Source organism: Kitasatospora sp. NPDC005856 (genome assembly GCF_040629945.1).
Lineage (GTDB): Bacteria > Actinomycetota > Actinomycetes > Streptomycetales > Streptomycetaceae > Kitasatospora.
In genome coordinates, this window is the sequence record NZ_JBEXWT010000057.1 from 1 (window position 1) to 24598 (window position 24598).

General features: G+C 73.1%; 24 protein-coding genes. 12 read left to right on the forward strand and 12 right to left on the reverse strand.

What is annotated here, in order from left to right; all coding sequences use genetic code 11:
* Window positions 1-431: 431 nt before the first annotated feature.
* Complete coding sequence (locus ABZ449_RS28090) at window positions 432-1013, reverse strand: TetR family transcriptional regulator (RefSeq protein WP_360351483.1); 582 nt, start codon at window positions 1011-1013, stop codon at window positions 432-434.
* A 167-nt stretch (window positions 1014-1180) separates the two neighbouring features.
* Here ABZ449_RS28090 and ABZ449_RS28095 point away from each other — a divergent pair, with 167 nt between their 5' ends.
* From ABZ449_RS28095 to ABZ449_RS28120, 6 genes are all read left to right on the forward strand, one after another.
* Window positions 1181-1531, forward strand: a complete 351-nt coding sequence (locus ABZ449_RS28095; protein ID WP_360351486.1) for an antibiotic biosynthesis monooxygenase family protein — start codon at window positions 1181-1183, stop codon at window positions 1529-1531.
* Window positions 1532-1684: 153 nt separating this feature from the next.
* Window positions 1685-2119, forward strand: coding sequence for a DUF4267 domain-containing protein (locus tag ABZ449_RS28100; protein WP_360351489.1), 435 nt, complete (start codon window positions 1685-1687; stop codon window positions 2117-2119).
* Window positions 2120-2583: 464 nt separating this feature from the next.
* A complete protein-coding gene (locus ABZ449_RS28105) occupies window positions 2584-3417 on the forward strand; it encodes a hypothetical protein (protein ID WP_360351491.1) in 834 nt (277 codons plus the stop codon).
* Window positions 3418-3579: 162 nt separating this feature from the next.
* Window positions 3580-4908, forward strand: coding sequence for a S28 family serine protease (locus ABZ449_RS28110; RefSeq protein ID WP_360351494.1), 1329 nt, complete (start codon window positions 3580-3582; stop codon window positions 4906-4908).
* 279 nt (window positions 4909-5187) lie between these two features.
* Window positions 5188-5673 carry a hypothetical protein gene (locus tag ABZ449_RS28115; RefSeq protein WP_360351497.1) on the forward strand — a complete coding sequence of 162 codons (486 nt, stop codon included), beginning with the start codon at window positions 5188-5190 and terminating at the stop codon, window positions 5671-5673.
* Window positions 5674-5823: 150 nt separating this feature from the next.
* On the forward strand, window positions 5824-6225 hold the full coding sequence (locus ABZ449_RS28120) for a VOC family protein (protein WP_360351500.1): 402 nt from the start codon (window positions 5824-5826) through the stop codon (window positions 6223-6225).
* Here ABZ449_RS28120 and ABZ449_RS28125 read toward each other — a convergent pair.
* Together ABZ449_RS28125 and ABZ449_RS28130 are read right to left on the reverse strand one after the other, a co-directional pair.
* Complete coding sequence (locus ABZ449_RS28125) at window positions 6222-6932, reverse strand: helix-turn-helix transcriptional regulator (protein WP_360351502.1); 711 nt, start codon at window positions 6930-6932, stop codon at window positions 6222-6224. The two genes, ABZ449_RS28120 and ABZ449_RS28125, sit on opposite strands and share 4 nt — an antisense overlap.
* 100 nt (window positions 6933-7032) lie before the next feature.
* Window positions 7033-8547, reverse strand: a complete 1515-nt coding sequence (locus ABZ449_RS28130) for an MFS transporter (protein WP_360351505.1) — start codon at window positions 8545-8547, stop codon at window positions 7033-7035.
* A 328-nt stretch (window positions 8548-8875) separates the two neighbouring features.
* Here ABZ449_RS28130 and ABZ449_RS28135 point away from each other — a divergent pair, with 328 nt between their 5' ends.
* Window positions 8876-9640, forward strand: a complete 765-nt coding sequence (locus ABZ449_RS28135) for a TetR/AcrR family transcriptional regulator (RefSeq protein WP_360351507.1) — start codon at window positions 8876-8878, stop codon at window positions 9638-9640.
* Between the two features lie 110 nt (window positions 9641-9750).
* Here the strand turns inward: ABZ449_RS28135 and ABZ449_RS28140 are convergent, their stop codons facing one another.
* Both ABZ449_RS28140 and ABZ449_RS28145 read right to left on the reverse strand, forming a co-directional pair.
* Window positions 9751-10524: an isocitrate lyase/phosphoenolpyruvate mutase family protein gene (locus ABZ449_RS28140; protein ID WP_360351510.1), complete on the reverse strand. Its 774-nt coding sequence runs from the start codon at window positions 10522-10524 to the stop codon at window positions 9751-9753.
* A 76-nt stretch (window positions 10525-10600) separates the two neighbouring features.
* Complete coding sequence (locus ABZ449_RS28145) at window positions 10601-12004, reverse strand: hypothetical protein (RefSeq protein WP_360351512.1); 1404 nt, start codon at window positions 12002-12004, stop codon at window positions 10601-10603.
* A 151-nt stretch (window positions 12005-12155) separates the two neighbouring features.
* Here ABZ449_RS28145 and ABZ449_RS28150 point away from each other — a divergent pair, with 151 nt between their 5' ends.
* Window positions 12156-12851 carry a winged helix-turn-helix domain-containing protein gene (locus ABZ449_RS28150; protein WP_360351514.1) on the forward strand — a complete coding sequence of 232 codons (696 nt, stop codon included), beginning with the start codon at window positions 12156-12158 and terminating at the stop codon, window positions 12849-12851.
* Window positions 12852-12919: 68 nt separating this feature from the next.
* Here the strand turns inward: ABZ449_RS28150 and ABZ449_RS28155 are convergent, their stop codons facing one another.
* From ABZ449_RS28155 to ABZ449_RS28170, 4 genes are all read right to left on the reverse strand, one after another.
* The gene (locus ABZ449_RS28155) at window positions 12920-13429 is read right to left on the reverse strand and encodes a DinB family protein (RefSeq protein ID WP_360351517.1); all 510 of its coding nucleotides are present in this window, start codon (window positions 13427-13429) and stop codon (window positions 12920-12922) included.
* Between the two features lie 66 nt (window positions 13430-13495).
* Window positions 13496-14293 carry a VOC family protein gene (locus ABZ449_RS28160; RefSeq protein WP_360351520.1) on the reverse strand — a complete coding sequence of 266 codons (798 nt, stop codon included), beginning with the start codon at window positions 14291-14293 and terminating at the stop codon, window positions 13496-13498.
* A gap of 125 nt (window positions 14294-14418) precedes the next feature.
* Window positions 14419-16911, reverse strand: coding sequence for a terpene synthase family protein (locus tag ABZ449_RS28165; RefSeq protein ID WP_360351523.1), 2493 nt, complete (start codon window positions 16909-16911; stop codon window positions 14419-14421).
* A gap of 184 nt (window positions 16912-17095) precedes the next feature.
* Entirely contained in the window at window positions 17096-17443 is a 348-nt protein-coding gene (locus ABZ449_RS28170) for a DoxX family protein (RefSeq protein WP_360351526.1), read from the reverse strand.
* A gap of 263 nt (window positions 17444-17706) precedes the next feature.
* Here ABZ449_RS28170 and ABZ449_RS28175 point away from each other — a divergent pair, with 263 nt between their 5' ends.
* Window positions 17707-18351, forward strand: coding sequence for an HhH-GPD-type base excision DNA repair protein (locus ABZ449_RS28175; RefSeq protein ID WP_360351529.1), 645 nt, complete (start codon window positions 17707-17709; stop codon window positions 18349-18351).
* A gap of 185 nt (window positions 18352-18536) precedes the next feature.
* On the opposite strand, the gene ABZ449_RS28180 is transcribed toward ABZ449_RS28175, so the two are convergent.
* On the reverse strand, window positions 18537-20015 hold the full coding sequence (locus ABZ449_RS28180; RefSeq protein WP_360351531.1) for an MFS transporter: 1479 nt from the start codon (window positions 20013-20015) through the stop codon (window positions 18537-18539).
* 95 nt (window positions 20016-20110) lie between these two features.
* On the opposite strand from ABZ449_RS28180, the gene ABZ449_RS28185 reads away from it, so the two are divergent.
* Window positions 20111-21073 carry a YafY family protein gene (locus ABZ449_RS28185; protein WP_360351534.1) on the forward strand — a complete coding sequence of 321 codons (963 nt, stop codon included), beginning with the start codon at window positions 20111-20113 and terminating at the stop codon, window positions 21071-21073.
* A gap of 85 nt (window positions 21074-21158) precedes the next feature.
* On the opposite strand, the gene ABZ449_RS28190 is transcribed toward ABZ449_RS28185, so the two are convergent.
* Window positions 21159-22052, reverse strand: coding sequence for a hypothetical protein (locus ABZ449_RS28190; RefSeq protein WP_360351537.1), 894 nt, complete (start codon window positions 22050-22052; stop codon window positions 21159-21161).
* A 3-nt stretch (window positions 22053-22055) separates the two neighbouring features.
* On the reverse strand, window positions 22056-22574 hold the full coding sequence (locus ABZ449_RS28195) for a YbhB/YbcL family Raf kinase inhibitor-like protein (RefSeq protein ID WP_360351539.1): 519 nt from the start codon (window positions 22572-22574) through the stop codon (window positions 22056-22058).
* An 85-nt stretch (window positions 22575-22659) separates the two neighbouring features.
* Here ABZ449_RS28195 and ABZ449_RS28200 point away from each other — a divergent pair, with 85 nt between their 5' ends.
* Window positions 22660-23331, forward strand: a complete 672-nt coding sequence (locus ABZ449_RS28200) for a rhomboid family intramembrane serine protease (RefSeq protein ID WP_360351542.1) — start codon at window positions 22660-22662, stop codon at window positions 23329-23331.
* An 86-nt stretch (window positions 23332-23417) separates the two neighbouring features.
* A complete protein-coding gene (locus tag ABZ449_RS28205) occupies window positions 23418-24584 on the forward strand; it encodes a hypothetical protein (protein WP_360351545.1) in 1167 nt (388 codons plus the stop codon).
* Window positions 24585-24598 lie beyond the last annotated feature (14 nt).

Below are 24598 nucleotides of genomic sequence, written 5' to 3' on the forward strand. Positions count from 1 at the left end.
GATCCCTCAATCCCACAAGATCAGCACGCTCAACGCCCACGGTCCTCGCAACTCCCACAGATCGCGGGTGTTGCGAGGACCGTTAGAACCCAAGCCCCACGGGTTGGGGCCTTCGCGCGTTTGTCAGGCCCGAGCTCGGTCGGCCGCCGCGGGGCGGTGGGCAGGCGCCTGCACGCTCCGGTCTCGTCCGGTCCCGTCCGGCCGCGAGGCGAGCTGGTCCGCGCCGCAGGACGGGCCGGGCGCCAAGGACGTCGTGAACCGTCCCCACCTCCCGTCCGCCCGCCGTGTCCGGAGCTCCGCTCGTCGGGGTGGCGGCCCGCGACCGCCACGGCACGCCGCCCGGGCTGCGCCGGTTCAGCCGCGGGCGGGAGTCCGACCTCGGGCAGCCGACCCTTCCCGTACGTCGCCGGGGGCTCCCTGTCGCGGAGTCCTCAGGGTGTGGGTGCGGTGAGGTACCGCTGGATCGTGGGGCCGACCCAATCGACGATCTCCTCGGGGCGGAGCGCCACGCTCGCCGGGAACCGCAGGACATAGCGCGTCAGGGCGAGCCCGAGCACGGTGGAGGCGCACAGGGCCGCCCGGGCCTGGGCCTGCTCCGGCTCGGGGCTCACCCGGCGGGCCAGCGGGATCAACTGGTCGCGCAGCACGCTCTGCGTGCGGTCGGCGACGGTCGGGTCGGTGACGCCGACCCGCAGCAGTGCGGTGAGTTCCTCGTTCTCCTCCCACAGGGTGAGGAAGTGGCGCACCAGCGTCCGGCCGATCTCCTCGCGCGGCTCGACGGGCAGGCCGGGCAGGCCGGGGTCGATCGAGACGGCCGCCGCGAACAGGCCGGCCTTGTTGCCGTAGTACCGCATCACCATCGACGGGTCGATCTGCGCGTCGCGCGCGATGGCCCGGATGGTCGCCTTCTCGTAGCCGTCGGCCGCGAACCGCTCGCGGGCTGCGGCGAGGATCGTCGAGCGGGTGGCGTCGGAACGCCGGGCGGCCTGTTGGTTCTCTGTGCTGCCGGTCATGCCAACGAATGTAGGCCAACGCTTGTTGACAGTCCAGGCTTCGCGGCTCTACGTTGGCCAACAAGCGTTGGCCAACAAGTGTTGGCAACAGCGCGCCGCCGAATCCGGTGCGGCGCCGGCCGGCCTCGGTGCCGGTGGACGACCGATAGCGAGAGGAAGGACCGACCATGGCCGAGTTGCGGAGCCTGGACCCGAGCACGCCGCTGTTCGCACAGGTCGAAGAGGAGACCGGGCCGATCGTCCTGGCCAACACCTTCGTCGTCCCGGAGGAGAGAGCCGAAGCGTTCCTGGCCCTCTTCCGCAGGCAGGCGGAGTTCATGGAGGCCCAGCCGGGGTTCGTCTCCCTGCAGATGCACAAGGGGACGGCAGGCAGCCGGCTCATGATGAACGTCGCGGTCTGGGAGTCGACCCGGGCGCTCGCCGCAGCGTTCGGCAACCCCGAGTTCCAGCGCATGGCCGCCGAATTCCCCGACGGCGTCGTGTCGTACCCGCACATCTTCGAGCGGACCGACGTCTGACGCGGCGGCTGCAGCCCAGGTGAGGGCAGTCGGAGCAGCCCTGCCCTCACCCGCCCCACCCGCGTCGGCCCGCGCCACCCGGCGCGTCCTCGGCCACCCGCCGAACCGCGCCCCCGAACCGCGCCCCCGGAACGAACCCCAAGGAGAAGCACCGTGACACTGAAGAACGTCAACACCGTCCTGGTCACCGTCGTGGCCCTGTTCGTCCTCTACCTCGGGCTGATCTTCGTCCTGGCCCCCGGATCCTTCACCCAGGGCGTCGGTCTGCCGCACCCGCCCGTCGGCGACGCCGGCGGCTTCCTCGTCATGAAGGGCAACCGCGAACTGGCGATGAGCCTGGTCATCGGCATCCTGCTCGTGACGGGCCACCGCCGCGCTCTGGGCTGGGTCCTGCTGATGGAAGCCGTCGCCCCGTTCGGAGACATGATCAACGTCCTGGCCCACCACGGCTCCCTCGCCGCCGCGTTCGGCATCCACGGCCTGACCTCGGCGCTGATCACGGCCACTGGACTACTGGTTCTCCGCGAGACCGGCAGGACCACCCGCCGAGCCCCCGTCCCGGCGTCCGCCGAACCGACCCTCCGATGACAGCGGCGGCTCCCTGGTCGTCATGGGCGTCCGCGACGTCTTCCCGGCAGTTGCTCCCGCTCCCCGAGCATGGCCACTGACCGCGGTCGTGGTCTCGGTTCCGGCCTCGTCCACCCCGTCCAGCCGGGTCCGGACAACGCCTGGTCACTTGTTCCACCGCAGGTCAGGACACCGTGCGGACCCCGGCGAACACCAAGCTGGGGAATTGGAAAGCGTGTTGGGGGCACCCCCTCACGAGTTCGAATCTCGTATCCTCCGCCTTCACGAAGGCCCGGACCGCACCACGCGGCCCGGGCCTTCGTCGTTCCGCCCTCACCGGTACGTGCTGCCTCCGACCGGCTTCGGCGGGACCCGTCCGTACGGGCGGGCAGGAACCGATCACTCCGACGGCCCGTCATCTCCACGGGGAACGCCGCAGGCTCGACGCCCCTTGCGCTCTTCACCGCCGAGGTCCGAGGAGATCCATGGTCGACACCGTCAACTCACTGGTCACCCGCGTTCACGAACTGCTGGTGGCACACCTGACCAACAGCGCCGCCGGGGTGGCGCCGGGGCGGGACGCCTCCTCGCTGCTGGGCGCGTTCCTCGGTGCCCCGCGGGCCGTCGACGTCGCCGCCGGCTTCCAGGACATCGTCGGGCGCGCCACGGCGCTCGGCCCCGAGGGCATGTGGCTCGCCGCCGCGGCCCACTCGAGCCTCAGCGGCCTGGCCCTCGCCCGCGGGCAGGCGGAGCAGGCGATCCTCCACCTCGAGGCCGCGGTGGCAGCCGGCTACAACGACTGCGTGGCGCTCCACATGGCCCCGACGCTTCCGCTGCACCACGACCCCCGCTTCCGAGCCCTGTACCAGCGGATGCGCATCACCCAAGCGGACCTCGACGAACTCTTCTGGCTGCACCAGGAACTGCAGACGGCGGTGCGGGAGGCCCAGAGCGCGACCGTCGACAACATCGGCCGCCTCGACACCGGGGTGTCCCTGCTCCCGCAGGCCCCCCTGCCCACCCGCGAACCGCACACCCCCGGCGTCCTGATCACCCGCATCGACCTCGCCGCGGTCCAGACGGCGCTCCAACAGGCCGCGATCAAGGCGGAGTTCCAGCGCAGCTCCGGCAACACCAGCCTCAGTCTCATCGACGACACCTGGGACCACCCCCGCGCCCGGCTCGACGCCTGGCACGCCGAGGAGCTGGAGACCCGGCGCATGCGGGCCGCCGCGGCCCGCGCTTTCGTCGAACGCCCCGGCGCCGGATCCACGCTCCTCCCCTGCCCGCCGCTGGGCTCGATCCGCTACCCGGCCTGAGGAGCGCCGAACGGCCGCGGTCGCCGAACGGCCGCGGTCGCCGAACGGCCGTGGTCGCCGGCGGGGCTCCCCCTCAGGAGGGAGGCACGGCCCCGCCCCGGCGGGATCCGCGATCCTCGCCGGCCCGGTTGACTCGGGGCATCGACGACCGGGGAGGCAACCATGCTGCGCGAACGAATCGGACGGCTGGCGGCACAGATCACCGCGGCGGCGCTGCTGGCCGGCACGGCCGCGGTGCCCGCCGCGGCGGCACAGGAGACGGGACCGGCCGACATCCGGGCGGCCATCGAGGCGGTTCCGGGCCTGCACATCGTGGAGGAGAGGCCGGCCGCGGCCGGGTTCCGCTTCTTCGTCCTGACCCTGCACCAGCCCGCCGACCACCGGCACCCCGAGAAGGGCGGCTTCGAGCAGCGCCTCACGCTCCTGCACCGGGGCACCGACCGACCGACCGTGCTGTACACCAGCGGCTACACCGTCTCGACCGCCCAGAGCCGCGTGGAACCGGCCGAACTGCTGGACGCCAACCAGGTGAGCACCGAGCAGAGGTTCTTCGGCACCTCCCGGCCCGAACCGGCGGACTGGGACGACCTCGACATCCAGCAGGCCGCGGCCGACCACCACCGGGTGGTCGAGGCGCTGCACCGGGTCTACCGGGCGGCCTGGATCTCCACCGGCGGCAGCAAGGGCGGCATGGCCACCGTCTACCACCGTCGCTTCTACCCGCAGGACGTGGCCGGCTCGGTCGCCTACTCCGCGCCGAACAACACCGACGACCGCGAGGACTCCGCCTACCTCGACTTCCTGCGCACCGTCGGCACCCCCGAGTGCCGCGGCGCCCTCCAGGCCGCCCAGCGGGCCCTGCTGGAACGCCGCACCACCCTGGTCGCCAGGTACCAGGCGTGGGCGGACTCCCGGGGAGACGGCTTCCAGCTGACCGGGAGTGCCGACAAGGCCTTCGAGATCGCCGTGCTGCGGGCACCGTTCATGTTCTGGCAGGGCCACGGACTGGCCGCCTGCCCGGCCGTGCCCGCTCCGGACGCCTCCGACGACGCGCTGTACGACTGGCTCTCCGGAATCGCCCAACTCCCGGTCTACACGGACTCGGTGGCGAACCAGTTCGTCCCGTACTTCTACCAGTTGGGCACCCAGCTGGGGTACTTCCCGGTCGAGACGGCCCACCTGGCCGACCTGCTCCGCTACCCCGGTGCCACCGAGCCGCGCAGCTTCGTCCCCCGCGACATCCCGTTGCACTACCGACCCCAGGCGATGCGCGACGTGGACCGCTGGGTCCGCACCCGCGGCGACCGGCTGATGTTCGTCAACGGCGGCGCCGACCCGTCGGTGGCCGAGCCGTTCCGGCTGGGCCAGGGCACCCGGGACTCCTATCTGTTCCAGGTGCCGGGGGGCACCCACGCGGCCCGCATCGCCCGGCTGCCCGCCGCCGAAGCCGCGACGGCCACCGCCACCCTCCGCCGCTGGGCGGGGATCTAGCGGCCACGAGCCCGGATCGCGGCTCCCTCCCCCGGTTCACGAAGGCTCCGACCGGTTCACCGGTCGGAGCCTTCGTCCTGTCCAGCCGAACAGCGAAGCGCCGGGGCCACCCTGCCGGCAGCGTCCGGCCACAGTCCCCGGGCGTCGCGAGCATCGATTACTGGAAGAAAAGGGAGACTAGTTCTCTCGGCAAGTCAAGACGAGTCACTGGACACGAAGACTTGCGCCATGCAAATATCAGTCGTCCGCCGGACGGCGGAGACACAGGGAGGGAATGGCATGTCGCAGGAACAGCAGCAGTTCATTTCGGTGCCGGTACCGAGCCAGCACGTCACGCAGGTGTACGCGCTCCTCGCGGAGCTCGCCGGAGTGACGGCGGGGGCATCGAAGGAGGGGACCGCCGGCCTGCCGGAGGACGGCGAATGGCCGTTCGTCGAGTGGAGCGTGCAGGACCTGCGCAGACTGACGGAGGACCAGCTGGACTCCGTGCAGACGGTCACCCGCGTACTGGACATCCTGGCCGAGCAGCCGGGCGGCCGGGTCAGTTACACGTCCCTCGTCGAGGCGCTCGATGTGGACCGCAAGCGCCTGCGCGGAGTCCTGTCCGCCTTCACCCGCGTCGTGCACAAGCACTACGGCCGACGGAACTGGCCGATGACGTGGGTGGAGGCCCTCAGCGACGAAGCCGAGTTCAAGTCCGAGTTCTTCTACACGGTGAACGAGACCATCGCCACGCGGTGGCGGGAGGTTCGCGCGCAGGGCTGACGACGGCTCGCATCCCGAGGCCCGGACCGCGACGTGCGGGCCGGGCCTCGGGCCTCGGAACTTCGATGTGCCGGAAGGGGGCGAGTGCCCCGGCGGAGGTGTCCGATTCGTTCAAGACCGGGCGGGTGGGGGGTGCCTAGCGTGGCGGGCATGGACAGTACTTCTGCACCGCGGTTCGCCTTCGTCGGGCTGGCCGTTTCGGACGTGGCGGCATCGGTCTCCTTCTACCGGCGGTTGGGGGTGGAGTTCCCCGAGGGGGTCGACGGGGAGGCTCACGTCGAGGGCGCGCTGCCGGGTGGGCCGCTGCTGGTGCTCGACGCCGAGGCCACCATCCGGTCGTTCCATCCCGGCTGGCAGCCGCCGAGCGGGGGCACCCGGAGCGCGCTGGCGTTCCGCTGCGCGAGCCCCGCAGAAGTGGACGTGCTGTACGGGGAGTTGACCGGCGCCGGGTACCACGGGGAGCTGAAGCCGTGGGACGCCTTCTGGGGGCAGCGGTACGCCGTGGTGCACGATCCGGACGGCAATGGGGTGGACCTGCTCGCACCGCTCTAGCCGGAGAGCAGGGCGGTCACCGTCATACCGGCCAACTCCCTGACGTCGCGCGCGAAATGGGCCTGGTCCGCGTAGCCGGTCCGGGCCGCCGTGTCGGCCAGCGGGACGCCGGAGCGGGCGAGCGCCAGGGCGCGCTGCATGCGCAGGATCCGGGCGAGGGTCTTGGGGCCGTAGCCGAAGGCGGCCAGTGAGCGGCGGTGGAGTTGGCGCGCGCCGAGGCCGACCGCACCGGCCGTCTCGGCGACGGACCGCCCGGTGGCGAGCGAACCGGCCACCGCGCGGATCAGCGGGTCCTCGGGCGGTGATTCGGCCGCCAGGCGCAGGGCCAGGACTTCCAGGGCGGCGGCCGGGTCGGGGGCGGCGTCGATGCGTCCGGTGAGGCGACGGACCTCGGCAGCGGGCCGTAGATCGGCCAACTCGACGCGGCGGTCCAACAGTTCGTGGGCGGGGACGCCGAGCAGGGCGGGGGCGGCGCCGGGCCGGAAGCGCACGCCGGCCCAGGGGCCGAGCAGGCCGGGGCCGGGGCGGAAGGCCCGGGTGTCCGGTCCGGCGACCAGCAGCCGGCCTTCCGTCCACAGCAGGTCCATGCAGCCGTCGGGGAGGACCGGTCCGGCGCCACTCGTGGGCCGCGGGGCCCGCTTCGTCCACACGACCGCGCCGGGCAGCCGGGACGGACGCTCCAGGTACGAGGCGGACGACGACTCCATGACGCGAGGCTACGCGCCGCGGGAGGAGCGGGCACGGACGCCGGTGGCCCGGCCGCGCGGAGCGGTCGGGGCCACCGGGCCGGAGGGGTGAGGGCCGGGCTCAGCCGACCGACTCGACCGCCGGTTCCGCCGGAGCTTCGGCTCCCGCGTCGGCGGCCTTCCGGCCGTCGCGCATCAGCACCAGGGTGAGCGCCGCGGCCGCGACGACCGCGATGCCTCCCACCGTGAAGGTGGTGGAGGTGGCGGTGTTGAACGCCTCCCGGGCCGTCGCGACCAGTCCGCCGTCCCCGGTGGAGCCGGCCACCGCGAGCGCGCCGGTGATGTCGTGGCGGGCGGCGGAGGGGGCGGCGGCGGGCATCGCCCCGGTGTAGGTGCTGGAGAGCACGGTGCCGAGGATGGCCACGCCGAGCGCCGCGCCGGACTGCTGGATGGTGTCGTTGAGCGCGGAGCCGACGCCGGCGTGCTCGCTCGGGATGGCGCCCATCAGCGCGTTGGCGGCGGCCGGCATGCCGAGGCCGGAGCCGATGCCGAGCACCAGCATGGCCAGGGCGACCTTGGTGAAGCCGTCGCCGACCGAGAGGGTGGCCAGCAGTCCGAAGCCGCCCGCGATGATCAGCATGCCGATCGAGGTGAGCACCCGCGCCGGGACCTTCTTGCCGAGCACCGCGCCGAGCGCGTTGAACACCAGCGAGGCGATGGCCAGCGGGATGAAGGCGAGGCCGGTGTCGGTGGGCGAGAACTCCAGCACGAACTGGAGGTGCTGGGTGAGGACCAGCATCAGCCCGCCGGTGGCGAAGGTCAGCAGGACGAGCGAGAAGCTGGCGCCGGTGAAGACCCGGTTGCGGAACAGGTTGAGCGGGACCATCGGCGAGTCGGTGCGGACCTGCCGGACGGCGAAGCCGGTCAGCGAGGCCACCGCGAGCAGGAGCGCGCCGAGGGTGCTCGCACTGGTGAAGCCGTCCCGGGGCAGCACGATGATCGTCCAGACCAGCGCCACCATGCCGACCATCGACAGCACCATGCCCGGCAGGTCGGGGCGGCGCCACGGTCCCTTGGACTCCGGCATCAGCAGCAGCGCGGCGAGGACGGCGACCGCCGCGATCGGCACGTTGAGCAGGAAGACCGCGCCCCACCAGAAGTGCGCGATCAGCGCGCCGCCCAGTACCGGACCGCCGACCAGGCCGATCATGGCCACCGCGGTCCAGGCGGCGATCGCCTTCGGGCGCTCCTCGTCGTCGAAGACGGTGATCAGGATGGAGAGGGTGCTCGGCATGACCAGCGCGCCGCCGACGCCCATCAGGACGCGTCCGGCGATCAGCTCACCGGGGCTGTCGGCGTACGCCGCGACCAGTGAGGCCGCGCCGAACAGCGCCAGTCCGACGATCATCACCTTCCGCCGTCCGAAGCGGTCGGAGAGGCTGCCCGAGGTGAGCAGCAGGCCGGCGAAGACCAGGATGTACGAGTCGATGATCCACTGGATGTCCTGCGCCCCGGCCTTGAGGTCCTCCGCGATCGGCGGGATGGACACCGTGAGCACCATGTTGTCGATCACCAGCACCAGGCTGCTGAGACAGAGCACGACCAGAATGAGCCAGCGCTGCGGATGACGTTGCACGGCGTTTTCCCCCTTTGGACTTCTCGCTTCGGGCCCCGGCCTGCGGGCTTCGAGCCTCGGGCTGCGAGCTTCGACCTGCGGACTTCGGGCCCCGGCCTGCGGGCTGCGGGCTGCGGCGCGGGCACACCGCCCTCCGTCCCCAGGGGTACGGTGTGCGCCGCTCCGAACACTGTACGGACAACCGCACACTGTTCGCAACGCCGTACACCGTTCAATCTCCGTACGCTGTTCGCTCCCCCGTACACTGTTCGAAGCAACCTGTGACAAGCTGCGCCGGACCGGATCGCATCCGGACGATCGACGCTTGGCGATTGGCGAGGAGGGCCCGATGGCGGCCAATTCAGAGGACGGCACGACCCCGGGCATCCCCATGCCCTGGAACCGCCCCCAGCGACGACGGGAACAGCCCGCCCTCAGCCGCGAGCAGATCGTCGCCGAGGCCCTCGCGCTGCTGGAATCCGACGGCATCGAGGCGCTGAGCATGCGCAAGCTCGCCGCCCGGCTGAACGCCGGCGCGACCTCGCTCTACACCCACGTCGCCAACAAGGACGAACTGCTCGCCCTGGTCGTCGACCAGGTCTTCGGCACCCTCCCGCAGCCCGAGGCCGAGGGCTGCGAGGACCCGAAGGTCTGGCGCGCGAGGGTCATGGAGAGCGCCGAGAGCATGCGCGCGGCCATCATGCGCTACCCGTGGATGGTCTCGGTGATCGGCGACGTCGGGATGATCTACCTCGGCCCCAACTGGATGCGGCTCTCCGAATCCATGCTGGCCGTACTGGACACGGCCGGTTTCGAGCTCGGCGAGGCCAACGACGCGATGAACGCGGTGATGGGCTACACGATCGGGACCGCCTGCGTGGAGGCCTCCTGGGTGACCGCGCTGGCCCGCAGCGGCCACGACGAGCAGGAGTGGATGAACCGGCTCCTGCCCGTCGTCATCGAGGCCACCAAGGAGTTCCCGCGGCTGCACCGGCTGTACACCACCGAGGTTCCGGACGAGGTCGCGGCGGGCCGGGACAGCGGTTTCACCCGGGGCGTCAACGTCATCCTGGACGGGATCGAGGCGGCCCAGGCCGGGCGCCGCCAGAACTGAGGCGGCCCAGGCCGGGCGCCACCGGAACCGAGACGGCCCAGGCCGGGCGCCACCGGAACCGAGACGGCCCAGGCCGGGCGCCACCGGAACCGAGGCGGCCCCCGGGGTGCTCAACTCCCGCTGAGCGCCTGCACCTCCGCGTACCCCGGCACCGGACCGACCGGCTCGCCCGCCGCGACGGCAGCCGCCGCGGCCACCGCCGCCGCCAGTGCCGCGCGGTAGAGCAGCGAGCCCAGGCTGACCCGGGCCACCCCGAGCTCGGCCAGCTCGGCCAGGCCCGGGCCGGCCGGCGTCCAGAGGATGTTGAGCGGGACGGCGAGCGCGCCGACCAGCCGCCCGATGACCGCGGGATCGGACACCCCGGGGACGAACACGCCGTCCGCGCCCGCCTGCTGGTAGGCGTCCAGGCGCCGGAGCGCCTCCGCCTCGGGGGCGTCCTGTCCGCACCAGTAGGTGTCGGTGCGGGCGTTGACGAACAGCTCCGGTGCGGCCGCCTTCACCGCCGCGATCTTCGCGGCGTGGCGGGCGGCCGGGGCCAGCGTGCCGTCCGCCCGGCCGTCCTCCAGGTTGATGCCGACCGCTCCGGCCTTCGCCAACTCCACGGCCAGCTCGGCGACTTCGTCCGGGTCGTCACTGAACCCGGACTCCGCGTCGACACTGAGCAGGAAGCCTCCCCGCCCGAGCCGGCGCGCCAGCCGTACGGTCTCCGCGCGGGTGGCGGCGGCACCGTCGGGCAGTCCGGCGACGGCCGCCACGCCCAGGCTGGTGGTGCCGATCGCGGCGTGGCCCCGGGCGGCGAGGGCGACGGCCGAGGCGTGGTCCCAGGCGTTGGGGAGCAGCAGCGGGCGGCCGGGACGGTGGTGCAGGGCGGCGAAGGGGGTCATCGGGTGTTCTCCATCGGGTCGTGGGTGGGATTTCCGGTCGCGTTCGCCGGGCTGACCATGCTGTGGGCCGGATCCGTCACGCTCCGGCCTGACCCGCCAGGCTCCCGACCGAATCCGCGTAGTAGTACCCGGCCCCGGAGACGTGGCGGACGATCCGCCGGAAGCTCCACCCCGTCCCCGGCGAGTCGTCCAGCCGTTCGTCCGGCAGTGCGGCGACCCGCCGGGACCAGATCCCGGCCAGCCGGGTCAGTCGGCTGCGGGCCTCGTCCAGGTCGGCGACGGTGAACGGGGCGAGGTCGGCCGGGGTGGTGACGTTGGAGCCGTGCCAGTGGTCGGGTTCGGTCGGCTCGCCGGCCACGCGGGCCTCCAACTCGGCCAGGTGGTCGATGAGATGGTCGGTGATACGGCGAACCGCCTTGTGCGGCGTGTAGGTTCGGCCGTCGGCGTTGACGATCGGGCGACCGTCCCAAGCCGTCCAGCCGACCGCGAGGGTGAGCACGTGGTCGACCATCTCCGCTACCAGCGCGCCGAGTTCGGCCGTTCCGAGCTCCGGAGCGGACGGCGCGGACAGCACGGACGGCGCGGAATCCCCGTCCGGCGCGGAATCCCCGTCCGGCGCGGAATCCGCGTCCGGCGTGCCGGTGTCCGCCGGATCGGAGGCGCCGTACAGGATGCCCTCGGCGATGACCAGCGCCTGCGCGCGGCCCGGGCAGCTCCGGGGCGGGGCGCCGAAGGTGAGCGCGACGCCCTCCGGCGCGCCGGACTGGGCGGCCGCGATGTCGAGCAGGACCCGCGTCCCCGCCGGTACCGCGACCCCGCCGACCTCGGTCGCCCGGGCGGCGACCCTCCGCATCGTCCGGACCGGCGGATCCTCGCGCAGCACGACGGAGAGACCGCCCTCGTGCCGGCGGGCGCCCTCGACCAGCGCGGCGGTGGCGTCGCAGGCCTGGACGAGCAGGCCGATCCGGTTCGCGGCCGTCTCCTCGTCCCGGTCCCCCATCGCGGGCAGCAGCCGGGCCACCGCCGCGTCCGCCGCCGGATCGTGCGGCGCGTCGGCGAAGTACGCCCGGGACACCGTCGCGACGTCCCGCGCCACGGCCTCCGGGTCGGCCAGGCCGAGCTCCGCCGCGAGCACCCTGACCACCCGCAGCCGCACATCGGGCTCGAAGCCACCCGCGGCGGCCACGCGCAGCCGGTCCTGGTCCAGTCGCTCCAGGTCGGCGAGCACCAGCGCCCGGCGGCGGGCGTGCGGTTCGCCGGAGCTGAACCGGGCGACGGCGGACCGCAGCCAGGCCACGGTGCCGGGGGCGCCGCCGGGCGCTCCGGGCGCCACCGACCCGCCGAGCGACCCGGCAGCCGACCCGGCGGCCGACCCGGCGGGCTGCGGGACCAGTGCCGGGTCGGCCAGCGCCGCCGTCACGTCGTCGTAGCGGGAGAAGGTCATCGTCGCGGGGCCGGAGACCACCGTGGTTTCGCTCATGCCGTCATCGTGGCCCCGGGTCGTTTCGGCCCCGGCCGAAACGTGCGGGGGCGACCCTGGAGGCATGTCCCCGGCTCCGCTCCCCCACGCGGCCCCACCACCTCACCCGACCCGGCGCCCGTACGCACCCTCGTGCCCCGACCATGGAGGCATGACACTCGCCGCCCTCGCCGCCCTGCTCGCCGACCCCACCCGCGCCGCCATCTGCACGGCGCTGCTCGACGGCCGCGCCTGGACCGCCGGCGAGCTGGCCCGCCACGCGCGCGTGGCCCCGTCCACGGCCAGCGAGCACCTGTCCCGGCTGATCGCGGGAGGGCTGCTGGCCGAGGAGCGGCAGGGCCGGCACCGGTACGTCCGGCTGGCCACGCCCACGGTGGCCACGCTGATCGAGGACCTCACCGTCTTCGCCGAGTCCGGCCCGGGCCCCGCGACCGCGCCCCGCAACCTGACCGAGGCCACCCGGCTGAGTGCCGAGGCCCGCGCCCGCACCTGCTACGACCACCTGGCCGGACGCCTCGGCGTGGCCGTGTCGGACGCGCTGCTCGCCCGCGGCCTGGTCACCGAGGAGGGCGGGCTGGCCGTCACCGAGCGCGGCCGGGAGTGGCTGACCACGCAGGCGATCGAGCTGCCGCCGCGCGCCGGCCGCCGGGGCGGACGCCCGGTGGTGCGCGGCTGCCTGGACTGGACGGAGCGCCGCACCCACCTGGGCGGAGCGCTGGGCGCGGCGCTCTGCCGGGCCGCCCTGGACCGCGCCTGGGTGGAGCGGATCGGCTCCGGCCGGGCCGTTCGGGTCACCCCGGACGGTGGCCGGGCGCTGCGCGAACTCCTCGGCGTGGAGCTGCCCTGACGGCGGTCCCGGCAGCCCATCGATTCCGCTCGGTCCATCGACCCCGCTCAGCCGCTCATCGACTCCGCTCAGCCCATCGACTTCGCCCCGTCCAGCGACTCCCGGATGATGTCCGCATGCCCGGCGTGCTGCGCGGTCTCGGCGATCACGTGCAGCAGCACCCGCCGGGCCGACCAGGCCGTGCCCGGCGGGAACCAGGGGGCCGGCGGCAGCTCATGGGCGAGGTCGAGGTCGGGCAGGGCCCGGATCAGCTCGTCCGTCCCGCGCGCCACCCGCTCGTACTCGGCGAGCAGCCCGGCCAGCGTGTCGCCCTCCATCATCCGGAACTGGGCCGCCCAGGCGTCCGCGTCGTCGCTACCGTGCTGCCCCTGCCGGCCCCGCATGGCCTCCGCGCCGCCGGTCATGAACCGCGCCCAGCGCGCCTCGACCGCCGCCACGTGCTTGATCAGGCCGCCGAGGCACAGCTCGCTGACCGTGGTGCGCTCGGCCGCCTGCGCGTCGTTGAGGTCCCGGACGGTGCGCCGCAGCAGGTCGCGGTGCTTGTCCAGCGTCTCGACGAGGTCCTCGCGCTCACCCATGAGCCGTCCGCACCCGATCCGACCCCACCCGCTCCGACCTCATGGCCCCTTGGTCACGCCACCCCATCAGACGTCCTCCGTCTTCGGCTGCTCGCCGACCGTCCGCCCGATGTCGATCAGCCCGAAGGCCGCACCCTGCGGGTCACCGACCGCCGCGAACCGGCCGAACGGGCTGTCCATCGGCCCGAAGTACACCTTGCCGCCGCGCGCCGTCAGCCGGCCGATCGCGGCGTCGGTGTCGTCGACCGCGAAGTAGACGCTGATGTACGAGGGCGCCTCGGGCGGCAGGAAGTCGCCCTCCGCTCCCATCCGGCCCAGCACGATCCGATCGCCGACCCGGAACATCCGGTAGTCGAACTCCCCGCCCTCCATCTTCTTCACGCCGTACGGGAAGACCGCCGGGAAGAAGGCGTCGGCCTTCGCGGGCTCGCGGGTCACCAGCTCGGCCCAGGTGTAGGCGCCGGGCTCGCCCTGCTTCTCGAAGCCCTCGTGCCGACCGGCCTGCCAGACGCCGAACACCACCCCGGCCGGGTCCTTGGCGATCACCATCGTGCCGAAGTCACCGATCCGCATCGGCCCCATGACCACCTCGCCGCCGTTGGCGCGGATCCGCTCCGCGGTGGCGGCGGCGTCCGGCGAGGCCAGGTACAGGCACCAGGCGGACTGGGCCTCCGCGCCCGGCATCGGCGGCACGATCGCGGCGACCGCCTTCCCGTCCGAGTACGCCTGGGTGTAGTTGCCGAACTCCGACGAGCTCTCGCCGAAGGTCCAGCCCAGCACGTCAGCGTAGAAGGCCTTGGCGCCCTCCAGGTCGGTGAACATCGCGTCGGCCCAACAGGGTGTGCCCTCAGGTAGCGCAGCCATCTCTCTGCCCTCGTGTGTGGCGAAGTGCGCGCGCCGGAGGGCGCACGCCGGCCCCCGCTTCGCCAGCCTAGCCACGACGCGGCGCACCCGCGCGGGATGGCCCGCACGGGTGCGTCCCTTCGGCGTCAGCCGCCCGACGACAGGCGCAGCGAGGTCGTCCCCAGGCCGGTCGGGCCGAGCGGCACCCGGCCGGCCGAACCCGCGCCGGCCGAGGTCTCCGGCCCTGCGGGGGCCGTCGGCGCCTCGGCAGTCGCCGCCGTGGCCGTCCGCCGGGCCTGCGAGGCCTCCGCCAGGTCCCGTCCGGCGCCGAAGTGCCGCTCCAGATCGGCCGGGCCGTACCGGAGACAGCCCTCGTGCCAACCCAGGATGCCCGCGAGCCAGTTCTCCAGCTCCACCACGTATCCGTCGAGCAGCTCCCTGGCCGCCGGCTCCAGCCCGAAGTCCTCGTACATGACCGGGAGTTCCTTCTGCGCGACGTGCTGGAACTGGTCCAGTCGCGAGTGCATCAGGTCGTCGACGATCCGGACCGCCGCGTCGTAGCCGCAGTTGAAGAAGTTCTGCACCACCAGGACGACGTTGTGCAGCTCGCCCTCGTACTCGACCTCCTTCTGGTACGAGAAGAGGTCGTTCATCATGCACGCGTAGTCCATCGCGGAGTTCTCCAGCGCGCGCATCGAGCCGTGGTCGTACACCTCCTGCGGCACGGTCTTCCCGTGGCCGAGGCGGGAGAGGCTCGTGGTGAGCTCGGAGCCGAAGGTGGAACGGCGCATCTCCAGGTAGTCCACCGGGTCCGGGATCCGGTTCTGGATCTGGTTGCTCAGCTCCCAGATCCAACTGTCCGTCATCGTCTCGACCGCCACCCGGAAACGGTGCCTGGCCTCGACGTCCATCGGACGGGTGGTGCGCTCCCAGATGTCGGCGAGGCCGCGCTCCAGTGCGTTGGCGGGCTCCGGTGCGGGGGCGCCGTCCACCGGCATGAACAGCGACAGCCGGGCGTTGGCGGCCTTGGCGCCGCCGAGGTCGCGGGTGTGCCCGAAGGCCCGGGGGTAGTAGTCGTCGGCCCAGGTGCCCCAGGCCAACCAGGCCGAATCGATGTCGAGTTGGTCGGCCGTGGCGTCCGGGTGGATGCCGGCCGCGCAGAGCGGCAGGTCGTAGTCGCGCATCGACTCGGCGTCCCAGATGCCGGAGGCGAGGACGCCCGGCTCCTGCGTCAGCAGTCCCATCCGCCCGGCCCACTCGATCACCCGTTCCCGGGCCCCGTCCAGGTGCGGGCTCAGCCTGCGGTCGTACGGCAGCCGGAACTCGGGCAGCAGGGACGGCCCGACGGCCTGGTACGGCACGTGGCCGTGCGACCGCGCCCGCCGCGCGGCCGGGCCCACCGCCTCCTCGGCCGCCGGTGGCGCGGCCGGCTCCGCACCGGCGGCTCCCTTGCGCAGGATGTCCAGCGCCGAGGTGCCGATGCCGCCGATCGCATACTGGTCCCACCAGTTGCCGCCCCCGGACGCGCCCGACAAGCCGGGCAGGCCCGACAGGCCCGACAGCCCCGGAAGGCCCGCCGTCCCACCGCCCGAGCCCGGCGCCACCCCGCCGCCCGCACCGCCGGCGCGGCCCGAACCCGCCGCCGCCCCACCGCCGTTCATGTACCGACTGGACCGCAGGTGCCACTCGTGCCCGCCGGCCTGCCAGTCCTGCAGGCCCTTGACGTACGCCATCACCCGGGCGCGGCCGGCCGGGTCGAGCCCGGTCTCCGCGAACAGCACCGGCAGTTCGGTGAACACGGTGTTCTCGAACTGCTGGAGCCGCGAGGTGAGCAGGTCGTTGACCGCCTCCGCGGCCTCCTGGGTGGAGCACTCCAGGAACCGCTCCAGCACCAGGATGCCGTTGCTCAGCTCACCCTCGTCCTCCACCTCCCGCTGGTACGAGAAGATGTCGTTGCGCAGGTGCACCCCGTCGGAGAAGGCGTCCATCAGCACCCGCAGCGCCCGCGAGCCCGACACCTCCTTCGGCACCTCGGCGTCGGCCGCGTACTCGACCAGCTGCGCGGACCAGGGCGCGCCGCCGACCTTGCGGCGCATCTCGATGTACTCGACCGGGTTGGCCACCCGGCCCTCGTTGATGTTGGCGAGTTCCCACAGCGACTCGTCGAGCAGGTTCCGGGTGCTCTCGGCGAACCGGATCCGCCAGTCCTCGCCCATCGCCGGCACGGTGCGCCGCCACAGATCGGCCAGGCCGGCCTCGACCGGGTTCTCCGGCTCGGGCAGCTCGGCGGCCGGGTCGGCCGGCATGAAGAGCGGCAGCCGGTCGAGGTGGGCCTTGCCCGCCTCGCGGTCGTTGGTGCGCTTGAACATGTCGAGGAAGTGGTCGTCGAAGAAGAAGACCCACACGTACCAGTCGGTGACCAGCGACAGCGCCTCGGCGGAGGCGTCGGGGTGGGTGTACGCGCAGAGCAGTCCGTAGTCGTGGGCCTCCAGGTCGGCCTGATCCCAGATTCCGGAACCCTCCAGCATCCCCATCTCCCGGGCCCACGCGGTGGAATGGGCCCGCGCCTCGTCCAGATGGGGGTTGAGGCGTGCCGGGTGCGGCACGTAGAAGGACGGCAGTTCGAACGGCTGGGTCACGGCGGGCGAGCCTTTCTGGACGCGTCGATTGGACCAAGAATGACCCGCCGTCAGCTCGCCTCACCGACACAACCGAAATAGTCATATGAAATGACTCGCAACCCCCATTCCAAACCACCCACCCAGCCGAGCGCCCTCCCCCGCCCAACACGCCCCCTCGCGCGCCCCTCGGGCGAGCCCGGGCTCAGGCCGCGAGGGCGAGGACGAGGGAGGCGGCGGCGGGCGCCAAGTAGACGAGGGGGAAGGGGACGTGGGCGTAGGCGCGGGCGCGGAGGACGGTGATCACGGCACCGAGGAAGTAGAGGATCACGCCGACCGCGGCCGCGTAGCCGACGGCCGGGACGGCGAGGCCGGCCAGCAGGCCGAGGGCGCCGGCCGCCTTGGCGACGCCGAGCCAGGTCCACCAGCCGCGCGGGACGCCGTAGTCGGCGAGGGGCTTCACGACGTACTCGGCGCCGGCGAAGACCGAGTAGGCCGAGAAGCCGACCATGAGGGCGCCGAGGACGGTGACGACGGTGTGGGCGACGGACATTGGAGTGCTCCCATTCGACGGCTGTTCGGTTCGACACTCCCCTGACCCGGGGCGCCCTCCGGATGTGACAGGCGCGGGCAAAAAATTGTCCGTCCGGCCCAGCCGCCACGCCCGGAAACCGCTCCGCCAACGAACAATGCAGCTCTGCCAAGGCCTTGAACAGACACGACTTCCCCGGCTACGGGCGTGTTGACCGGGTACGCCAACGCCGCGTCCACCAGACTGGGCGCCGACCAGACGTCAACTCCGAGGAGGGCAAGCCCGTGAACGTCACCGTTCGGCTCGCACAACAGCCCGAGGCCGACGAACTGCTCGGACGGAGTGCGCTCGCCGCGCTCGTCGGCATGCTGCTGGACCAGCAGGTCCCGATGGAGTGGGCGTTCACCGGCCCGCTGACCATCGCCCAGCGCCTCGGCCACGACGACCTGGACGCCCACGAGATCGCCACCTACAACCCGGAGGAGTTCGTCGCGCTCCTCTCCGCGAAGCCCGCCGTCCACCGCTACCCGGCCGCGATGGCCAAACGGGTGCAGCAGCTCTGCCAGTTCCTCGTCGCGCAGTACGACGGCGACGCCGCCGCGCTCTGGAAGAACGTCCGCACCGGCAAGGAGCTGCTCAGCCGGCTCAACGCCCTGCCCGGCTTCGGCAAGCAGAAGTCGCAGATCTTCCTGGCCCTGCTCGGCAAGCAGTACGGGGTACGGCCGGAGGGCTGGCGCGAGGCGGCCGGGGTGTACGGCGAGGAGGGCGCGCACCGCTCCGTCGCCGACATCACCGGTCCCGAATCCCTCACCCTGGTGCGGGAGTTCAAGCAGGAGATGAAGCGCGCCGCGAAGGAGGCCAAGGCCGCCGCCAAGCCGCGCACCACCACCCGTACGGCCGTCGCCCCCGCCCCGACCGGCGTGCGCTGACCGACCGCCGATCCGCCCCCGACGGACAGCCGACCCACCCGGCCGAGCAGCGCCGGGCCGGGCCTCCTTCCCAGAGCGCGACGCGGGCCCCGGCCGCGCCGCGCGACCGGGGCCCGCGGACAGGACCCGTGAACAGTGCCCCCGAACGGGACCCGTGAACAGGGCCCGCGAACCGGAGCGCTCCGTCAGATCAGGACCGGCTCCTGCTTCTCCACGGTGGAGCCGGCCACGGCCCCGGCCGCCTTGCGCCGCCGCGGCAGCGCGAACATCAGCAGGAAGACCGCGAGCAGCACCCCGGCCACCCACCACATCGCGTGCACGAAGGCCCCGCCGAACGCCGTCCCGACCGCCTCCGGCGCGATCACGTCGTCCATCGCCCCGAAGAAGGCCACCGACACCAGGCCGAGCCCGAGCGCGTTGCCCACCTGCTGCACGGTGTTGATCAGCCCGGACGCCGAACCGGCGTGCTCGCGCGGCACCTCCGCCAGCACCGCGTCGGTGATCGGCGCGACGATCAGCCCCATCCCGAGACCCATCACCACCAGCGGCAGCGCCATCTGCCAGGCCGTGATCGCCGTCCCGTACCAGTCCGCCTCCCAGATGTAGGCGAGCACGCCCGCCGCCATCACCAGCGCACCGGTCTGCAGCACCTTCCGTCCGAACCGCGGCACCAGCTTCTGCACCGACAGTCCGGCCGCCGTGGAGACCGCGATCGAGAACGGGATGCCGGTCGCGCCGGCCTTGAGCGGGCTCCAGCCCAGCCCCACCTGCATGTAGAGGGTCCAGACCAGGAAGAAGATGCCGAGCGCCACGCCGAAGGCCAGCTGCACGCAGATCCCGGCCGCGAAGGACTTCACCCGGAACAGCGACAGCTCCACCAGCGGCGAGCCGTCCCGCCGCGTCTTGACCCGCTCGTACGCCACGAACAGCGCGAACACCGGCAGGCTCCCGGCCATCGACAGGTGGCCCCACAGCGGCCAGCCGGCCTCCCGGCCGTGCGTCAGCGGGTAGATCAGCATCAGCAGGCCGAGGCTGGCCAGCGCCACGCCCGCCAGGTCCAGCTTCAGCGCCTGGTCGGACTTCGACTCGTCGATGAAGCGGCGGCCGAGCAGCAGTCCGGCGATGCCGACCGGCAGGTTGATCAGGAAGATCGGCCGCCAAGCCAGACCGAACAGGTCCCACTCGGTGAGCAGCGCACCAATCATCGGACCGGAGACCGCGCCCAGCCCGACCACCGCGCCGAACAGCCCGAACACCTTGCCGCGCTCCTCCGCCGGGAAGGTCGCGTGGATGATCGACAGCACCTGCGGCACCATCAGCGCCGCCGTCCCGCCCTGGAGCAGTCGGGTCGCGACCAGCATCTCCGGGCCGGAGGCCAGCCCGCACAGCGCCGAGGCCAGCGTGAAGCCGCCGATCCCGATCAGGAACACCCGCTTGCGGCCGTGGATGTCGCCCAGCCGGCCGCCGGTGATCAGCCCGATCGCGAAGGCGAGCGCGTAGCCGCCGGTGACCCACTGGATGGCGCTGAAGGAGGCACCGGTGTCCTGCTGGATGCTCGGGATGGCGATGTTGACGATGGTGACGTCCACCAGGTCCATGAAGGAGGCCACCATCACGATCGTCAGCGCGATCCACCTCCGCCGGTCCGCTGCCGCGGCACTCATTGCGGTACTCCTCGACTTCTCTTCCGTCTGCACACCAGAACGGTAGCCGCCATGTAGGTCAGAACCTGTCCCAGTTGGTCGGGCATGCTGGGGGCATGAGTGACACCCCGGCCCGGCTGCTGAGCCTCCTGTCCCTGCTGCAGACCCCGCGCGAGTGGCCCGGCAGCGAGCTCGCCGAGCGGCTCGGCGTCAGCCCCCGCACCATCCGGCGCGACATCGACCGGCTGCGCGAGCTCGGCTACCCGGTGCGGGCCAGCATGGGCGCGGACGGCGGGTACCGGCTGGTCGCGGGCACGGCGATGCCCCCGCTGCTGCTGGACGACGAGGAGGCGGTGGCCATCGCGGTCGGGCTGCGCGCCGCGGCCGGCCACGCCGTGGTCGGCATCGAGGAGGCCTCGGTACGGGCGCTCGGCAAGCTGCTCCAGGTGCTGCCGGGCCGGCTGCGGCAGCGGGTCGGGACGCTCAACTCCGCCACCGTGCCGCTGCTCACCGGGGACGGCCCGACCGTCGACCCGGAGGACCTCACCGTGCTCGCCCGCGCCGTCACCGCCCGGGAGCGGCTGCGCTTCGGCTACCGGGCGTACGACGGCGCCGAGACCAGGCGGCAGGTCGAGCCCGAGCGGCTGGTCTCGGTCGGCCGCCGCTGGTACCTGGTCGGCTACGACCTGGACCGCGAGGACTGGCGGCTCTTCCGGGTCGACCGGCTGAACGACCCGGCCGCCACCGGCGTCCGCTTCACCCCGCGCCCGCTCCCCGCCGAGGACGCCGCCGCGTACGTGGCGGGCAAGCTGCGCCGCCCGTCACCGAGCGGCACCGTCGTCGCCACCGTGCACGCCCCGGCCGAGCTGGTCCGCCACAGGCTCCGGCCGGGCGACTCCGAGGTCGAGCCGATCGACGAGCACAGCTGCCGGCTCCGCTCCCGCACCGACTCCCTGGAGTGGACGGCGATGCGGCTGCTCTCGCTGGGCTGCGCCTTCGAGGTGCACGAGCCGCCCGCGCTGCGCGAGCACCTGAGAGGACTCGCGGCCCGCGCCGCCCACGCGGCGGATCAGCCGTAGCCGTCCCGCGCCGCCCGTGCGGCGGGTCGGCCGTAGCTCCCCGACCCGCGCCGCCCGTGCGGCGGGTCGGCCGTAGCCCTCCGGCTCAGGCCGCCACCCGGTACCAGCCGTTCCCCGAACGGAACCAGAGCACGCCGTCCCGGCCGTACGCGCGGCGCCGGTCGAGCTCGCCGGGCACGTCCGGCCTGCGCTTCCCGGTCTGCTTCCACTGCTTGCCGACCAGCAGGTGCCAGGTCAGATCCCCGCCGTGGGAGAGGAAGACGCCCTCCCTGGCGCGGACCGCGAAGCCGACCGGCTGCCGGACCGGGCACGGCACCGTGGTCGAAGCCCCGTCGGCCGCTTCGATCCGGGTGAGGTAGCTGCCCGAGGAGCTCGGGTACCAGGCCAGCCAGGTGCTGCCGCCCTCGGTCGCGCCGGCCAGGCCCTCCAGCGGGTAGCCGGGCAGTTTCCGGTGGTCGGGGCTCCACACCATCCGGCCGTGGGTGTCGGCGGCCCGCAGCCCGGCGGCGGCCATCGGGTGGTCGCCGTAGATGCCCTCGTCCCCGTAGGCCATCCAGATCCGGCCGGCCCGGTCGGTCACCAGCACGGGCATGTCGTCACCGAGGTGCAGCTCCCGGCCCGGGGTCCCGTCGGGGCCGTACACGTAGCCGTTGGGCAGCCACTCGTCCCCGTCCTGCTCGGCCCGGATCTCCACCAGCAGCAGCCGGCCGCCCGGCAGCAGCGCCAGGTGGTCCGGCGAGCGGTCGACCCCGGACAGCGGCACCCGCCACTCCCCGCGGGGGCCGATCACGACCACCTCGGCGTCGTACGGGTAGCGGACCTCCGGCCACGACCCGGCTGGTGCCACGTACTGTTCCGGCACCACCAGGACGGCCAGTTCCCCGTCCGGCCCGACCGTCCAGGTCAGGGCCCGGCGGCCGGCCTTCCACTCCTCGTCGGGCAGCCGCCAGACCTCGACCGGACGGTCGGATGTCGCCAACGCTCAGACCCCGTACTCGGCGGTCAGCAGCGCCCGGCCCAGGGTGTGGAAGGTGAGGTGGAAGCCCACCTGGGCGGGCGGGGTGTCGGCGGCGACGTCCAGCTTCTCGACGTCCAGCGCGTGCACCGCGAAGACGTAGCGGTGCGGGGCGCCGGGCGGCGGCGCGGCGCCGTCGTACCGGTTGCCCGGGAAGTCGTTGCGGCCGTGGAAGGAGGCGTCGCCGGGCAGGGTGGCGTCCGAGGAGCCGGCGCCGCGCGGCAGTTCGGTGGTGTCGGCGGGCAGGCCGAGGGCGAGCCAGTGCCACCAGCCGGAGCCGGTCGGCGCGTCCGGGTCGTAGCAGGTGACCGCGATGCTCCGGGTGCCCTCCGGCAGGCCCGACCAGGCCAGCTGCGGCGACAGGTTGCCGCCGCCGTGGATGAACTCCTGGCCCAGCGTGCCGCCTTCGGTGACGTCCTGGCTGCTCAGCGGGAACGACGGCACCTGCGGCAGGAACTCGTACGGCAGCGGCGCGCGCTTGCTCATGGGGTGACCACCTCTCACGGACGGGATGACACGGGTCACTGTAATGGGGTGCACGCACGCTCCCGGCGCCCCTACAGTCGGAGGCATGGCCGCCAAATTCGCCCAGCTGTTCGCCGACTCCCGCCGCGCGCTGTTCACCATGCTCGGCCTCCAGGCCGTCATCTGGTCCGTGCAGGTGCTCAACTGGCTGGACGACTACGGGCTTTCGCGGGATTTCGGCCTGCGCTCGGAGCAGGTGGGCGATCTGCCGGAGATGTTCACCTCGCCGTTCCTGCACTTCAGTTGGAGCCACATCGAGGCCAACTCCTGGCCGCTGTTCGTGCTCGGCTTCCTGTCCGCCTACCGCGGCATGAAGAAGTTCCTGCTGGCCAGCCTGGTGATCGCGGTGTCCGGCGGGCTGCTGGTCTGGCTGTTGGAGAGCCCGAACACCGTGACGGCCGGCGCGAGCGGCATGGTCTACGGCTATCTGGGCTACGTGGTGCTGCGCGGGGTCCTGGACCGCAACGTGCTGGACGCGGTGGTCGGCATCGTCATCGCGGTGCTCTACTCGACCATCCTGATCGGGGTGCTGCCGGTCACCCCGGGCGTCAGCTGGCTGGGCCACCTCGGCGGGCTGATCGGCGGACTGGCCGCCGCCGTCCTGCTGCGCGACCGACCGGAGGCCCAGCAGGGCCCGCGGTCGGCCGCGAAGCAGCAGGCCGCCCCGGACAGCCCCGGATCCGCCCTGCTCAAGCAGCTGGACGAGCTCGGCCTGTGAGGCCGTCCGGGGCCTCAGGTATAGACCAGTCCCACCCCTGCGGCTAGCGTGGACGGCTCACCCTCCCCCAGCTCCGGAGCCGCACCGTGGAGTCGTCCGTCCTCGCCTTCGCCACCGACCTGCTCGACGAGGGCGCCGACACCTTCTTCGGCAACCTCGCCGACCGCGCCGGGGTCGGCGGCGTCACCCTCGCCTCGGTCTACCACCAGGCCCGCGACGTCTTCCCGCACAACCCCCGCCGGGTGGTCCGCTACCTGGAACCGGGCGCGGCCTACTTCCGCCCCGACCCGGTCCGCTGGCTGGGCCGCCGCCTCGCACCCGTCCCGTCCACCGCGCTGGGCGGGCGCGACCCCTTCGCGGAGGCCGCCGAGGAGGCCCGCCGCCGCGGCCTGAAGCTGCACGCCTGGACGGTCTTCTGCCACAACGACCGGCTCGGCTTCGCCCACCCCGACTGCGCCCCGGCCAACGCCTTCGGCGACCGCCACCTCACCGAGCTCTGCCCGGCGAACCCGGAGGTCCGGGAGTACGCACTGACCCTGGTCGCCGAACTGGCCCGGTACGGCGTGGACGCGGTCCGCGCCGAGTCCCTGCACTTCCACGGCCTGCGCCACGGCTACCACCACGAGCGCTACTTCGAGGAGCTGGGCCCGACCGCCGAGGCCCTGCTCGGGGTCTGCTTCTGCCCGCACTGCCGCGCCGCCGCCACCGGCGCCGGCGTCCCCGCCGAGGAGGTGGCCGAGGCGGTCCGCGCCGAGCTGCGCCGCCGGCTGGCCGACGAGTCCGCGGCCGCCGAGCCCGCCGACCTGAGCGCCCTCGCCGGCGGCGCCTTCGCCGCCTACGTGGACGCCTCCGCCGCCACCGTCACCTCGCTGGCCGCCGAACTCACCGAGCAGGCCCGCCAGCACGGCATGCGGCTGAGCTTCATGGACGGCGGCGGCCCGGGCACGGGCTGGCTCTCCGGCATCGACCTCCCGGCCCTCGCACAGGTCACCGACCAGATCGAGACCCTCGGCTACGCGAGGACCCCGGAGGCGGTCCGGGAGAAGATCGCCGCCTTCGCCCTGCACGGCGTCCGCCCGCGGTCCATGGCGGTGATCCTGCGTCCGATGTCCTCCGACTGCGACGGTCCGGAGAACCTCGCCGCCAAGATCGCCACCCTGCGCGAACTCGGCGTCCCCGAGGTGGAGTTCTACAACTACGGCCTGATGCGGCTGTCCTCCCTGGACCGGATCGGCGCCGCGCTCTCCGGCTGAGCGCCCAGCGCGTT

Bases quoted from the DNA above. Each gene is read 5' to 3' on its own strand.
- ABZ449_RS28090 (WP_360351483.1), bottom strand. From the start codon at position 1,013: ATGACCGGCAGCACAGAGAACCAACAGGCCGCCCGGCGTTCCGACGCC.
- ABZ449_RS28095 (WP_360351486.1), top strand. From the start codon at position 1,181: ATGGCCGAGTTGCGGAGCCTGGACCCGAGCACGCCGCTGTTCGCACAG.
- ABZ449_RS28105 (WP_360351491.1), top strand. From the start codon at position 2,584: ATGGTCGACACCGTCAACTCACTGGTCACCCGCGTTCACGAACTGCTG.
- ABZ449_RS28110 (WP_360351494.1), top strand. From the start codon at position 3,580: ATGCTGCGCGAACGAATCGGACGGCTGGCGGCACAGATCACCGCGGCG.
- ABZ449_RS28115 (WP_360351497.1), top strand. From the start codon at position 5,188: ATGTCGCAGGAACAGCAGCAGTTCATTTCGGTGCCGGTACCGAGCCAG.
- ABZ449_RS28120 (WP_360351500.1), top strand. From the start codon at position 5,824: ATGGACAGTACTTCTGCACCGCGGTTCGCCTTCGTCGGGCTGGCCGTT.
- ABZ449_RS28125 (WP_360351502.1), bottom strand. From the start codon at position 6,932: ATGGAGTCGTCGTCCGCCTCGTACCTGGAGCGTCCGTCCCGGCTGCCC.
- ABZ449_RS28135 (WP_360351507.1), top strand. From the start codon at position 8,876: ATGGCGGCCAATTCAGAGGACGGCACGACCCCGGGCATCCCCATGCCC.
- ABZ449_RS28140 (WP_360351510.1), bottom strand. From the start codon at position 10,524: ATGACCCCCTTCGCCGCCCTGCACCACCGTCCCGGCCGCCCGCTGCTG.
- ABZ449_RS28145 (WP_360351512.1), bottom strand. From the start codon at position 12,004: ATGAGCGAAACCACGGTGGTCTCCGGCCCCGCGACGATGACCTTCTCC.
- ABZ449_RS28150 (WP_360351514.1), top strand. From the start codon at position 12,156: ATGACACTCGCCGCCCTCGCCGCCCTGCTCGCCGACCCCACCCGCGCC.
- ABZ449_RS28155 (WP_360351517.1), bottom strand. From the start codon at position 13,429: ATGGGTGAGCGCGAGGACCTCGTCGAGACGCTGGACAAGCACCGCGAC.
- ABZ449_RS28160 (WP_360351520.1), bottom strand. From the start codon at position 14,293: ATGGCTGCGCTACCTGAGGGCACACCCTGTTGGGCCGACGCGATGTTC.
- ABZ449_RS28170 (WP_360351526.1), bottom strand. From the start codon at position 17,443: ATGTCCGTCGCCCACACCGTCGTCACCGTCCTCGGCGCCCTCATGGTC.
- ABZ449_RS28180 (WP_360351531.1), bottom strand. From the start codon at position 20,015: ATGAGTGCCGCGGCAGCGGACCGGCGGAGGTGGATCGCGCTGACGATC.
- ABZ449_RS28185 (WP_360351534.1), top strand. From the start codon at position 20,111: ATGAGTGACACCCCGGCCCGGCTGCTGAGCCTCCTGTCCCTGCTGCAG.
- ABZ449_RS28195 (WP_360351539.1), bottom strand. From the start codon at position 22,574: ATGAGCAAGCGCGCGCCGCTGCCGTACGAGTTCCTGCCGCAGGTGCCG.
- ABZ449_RS28200 (WP_360351542.1), top strand. From the start codon at position 22,660: ATGGCCGCCAAATTCGCCCAGCTGTTCGCCGACTCCCGCCGCGCGCTG.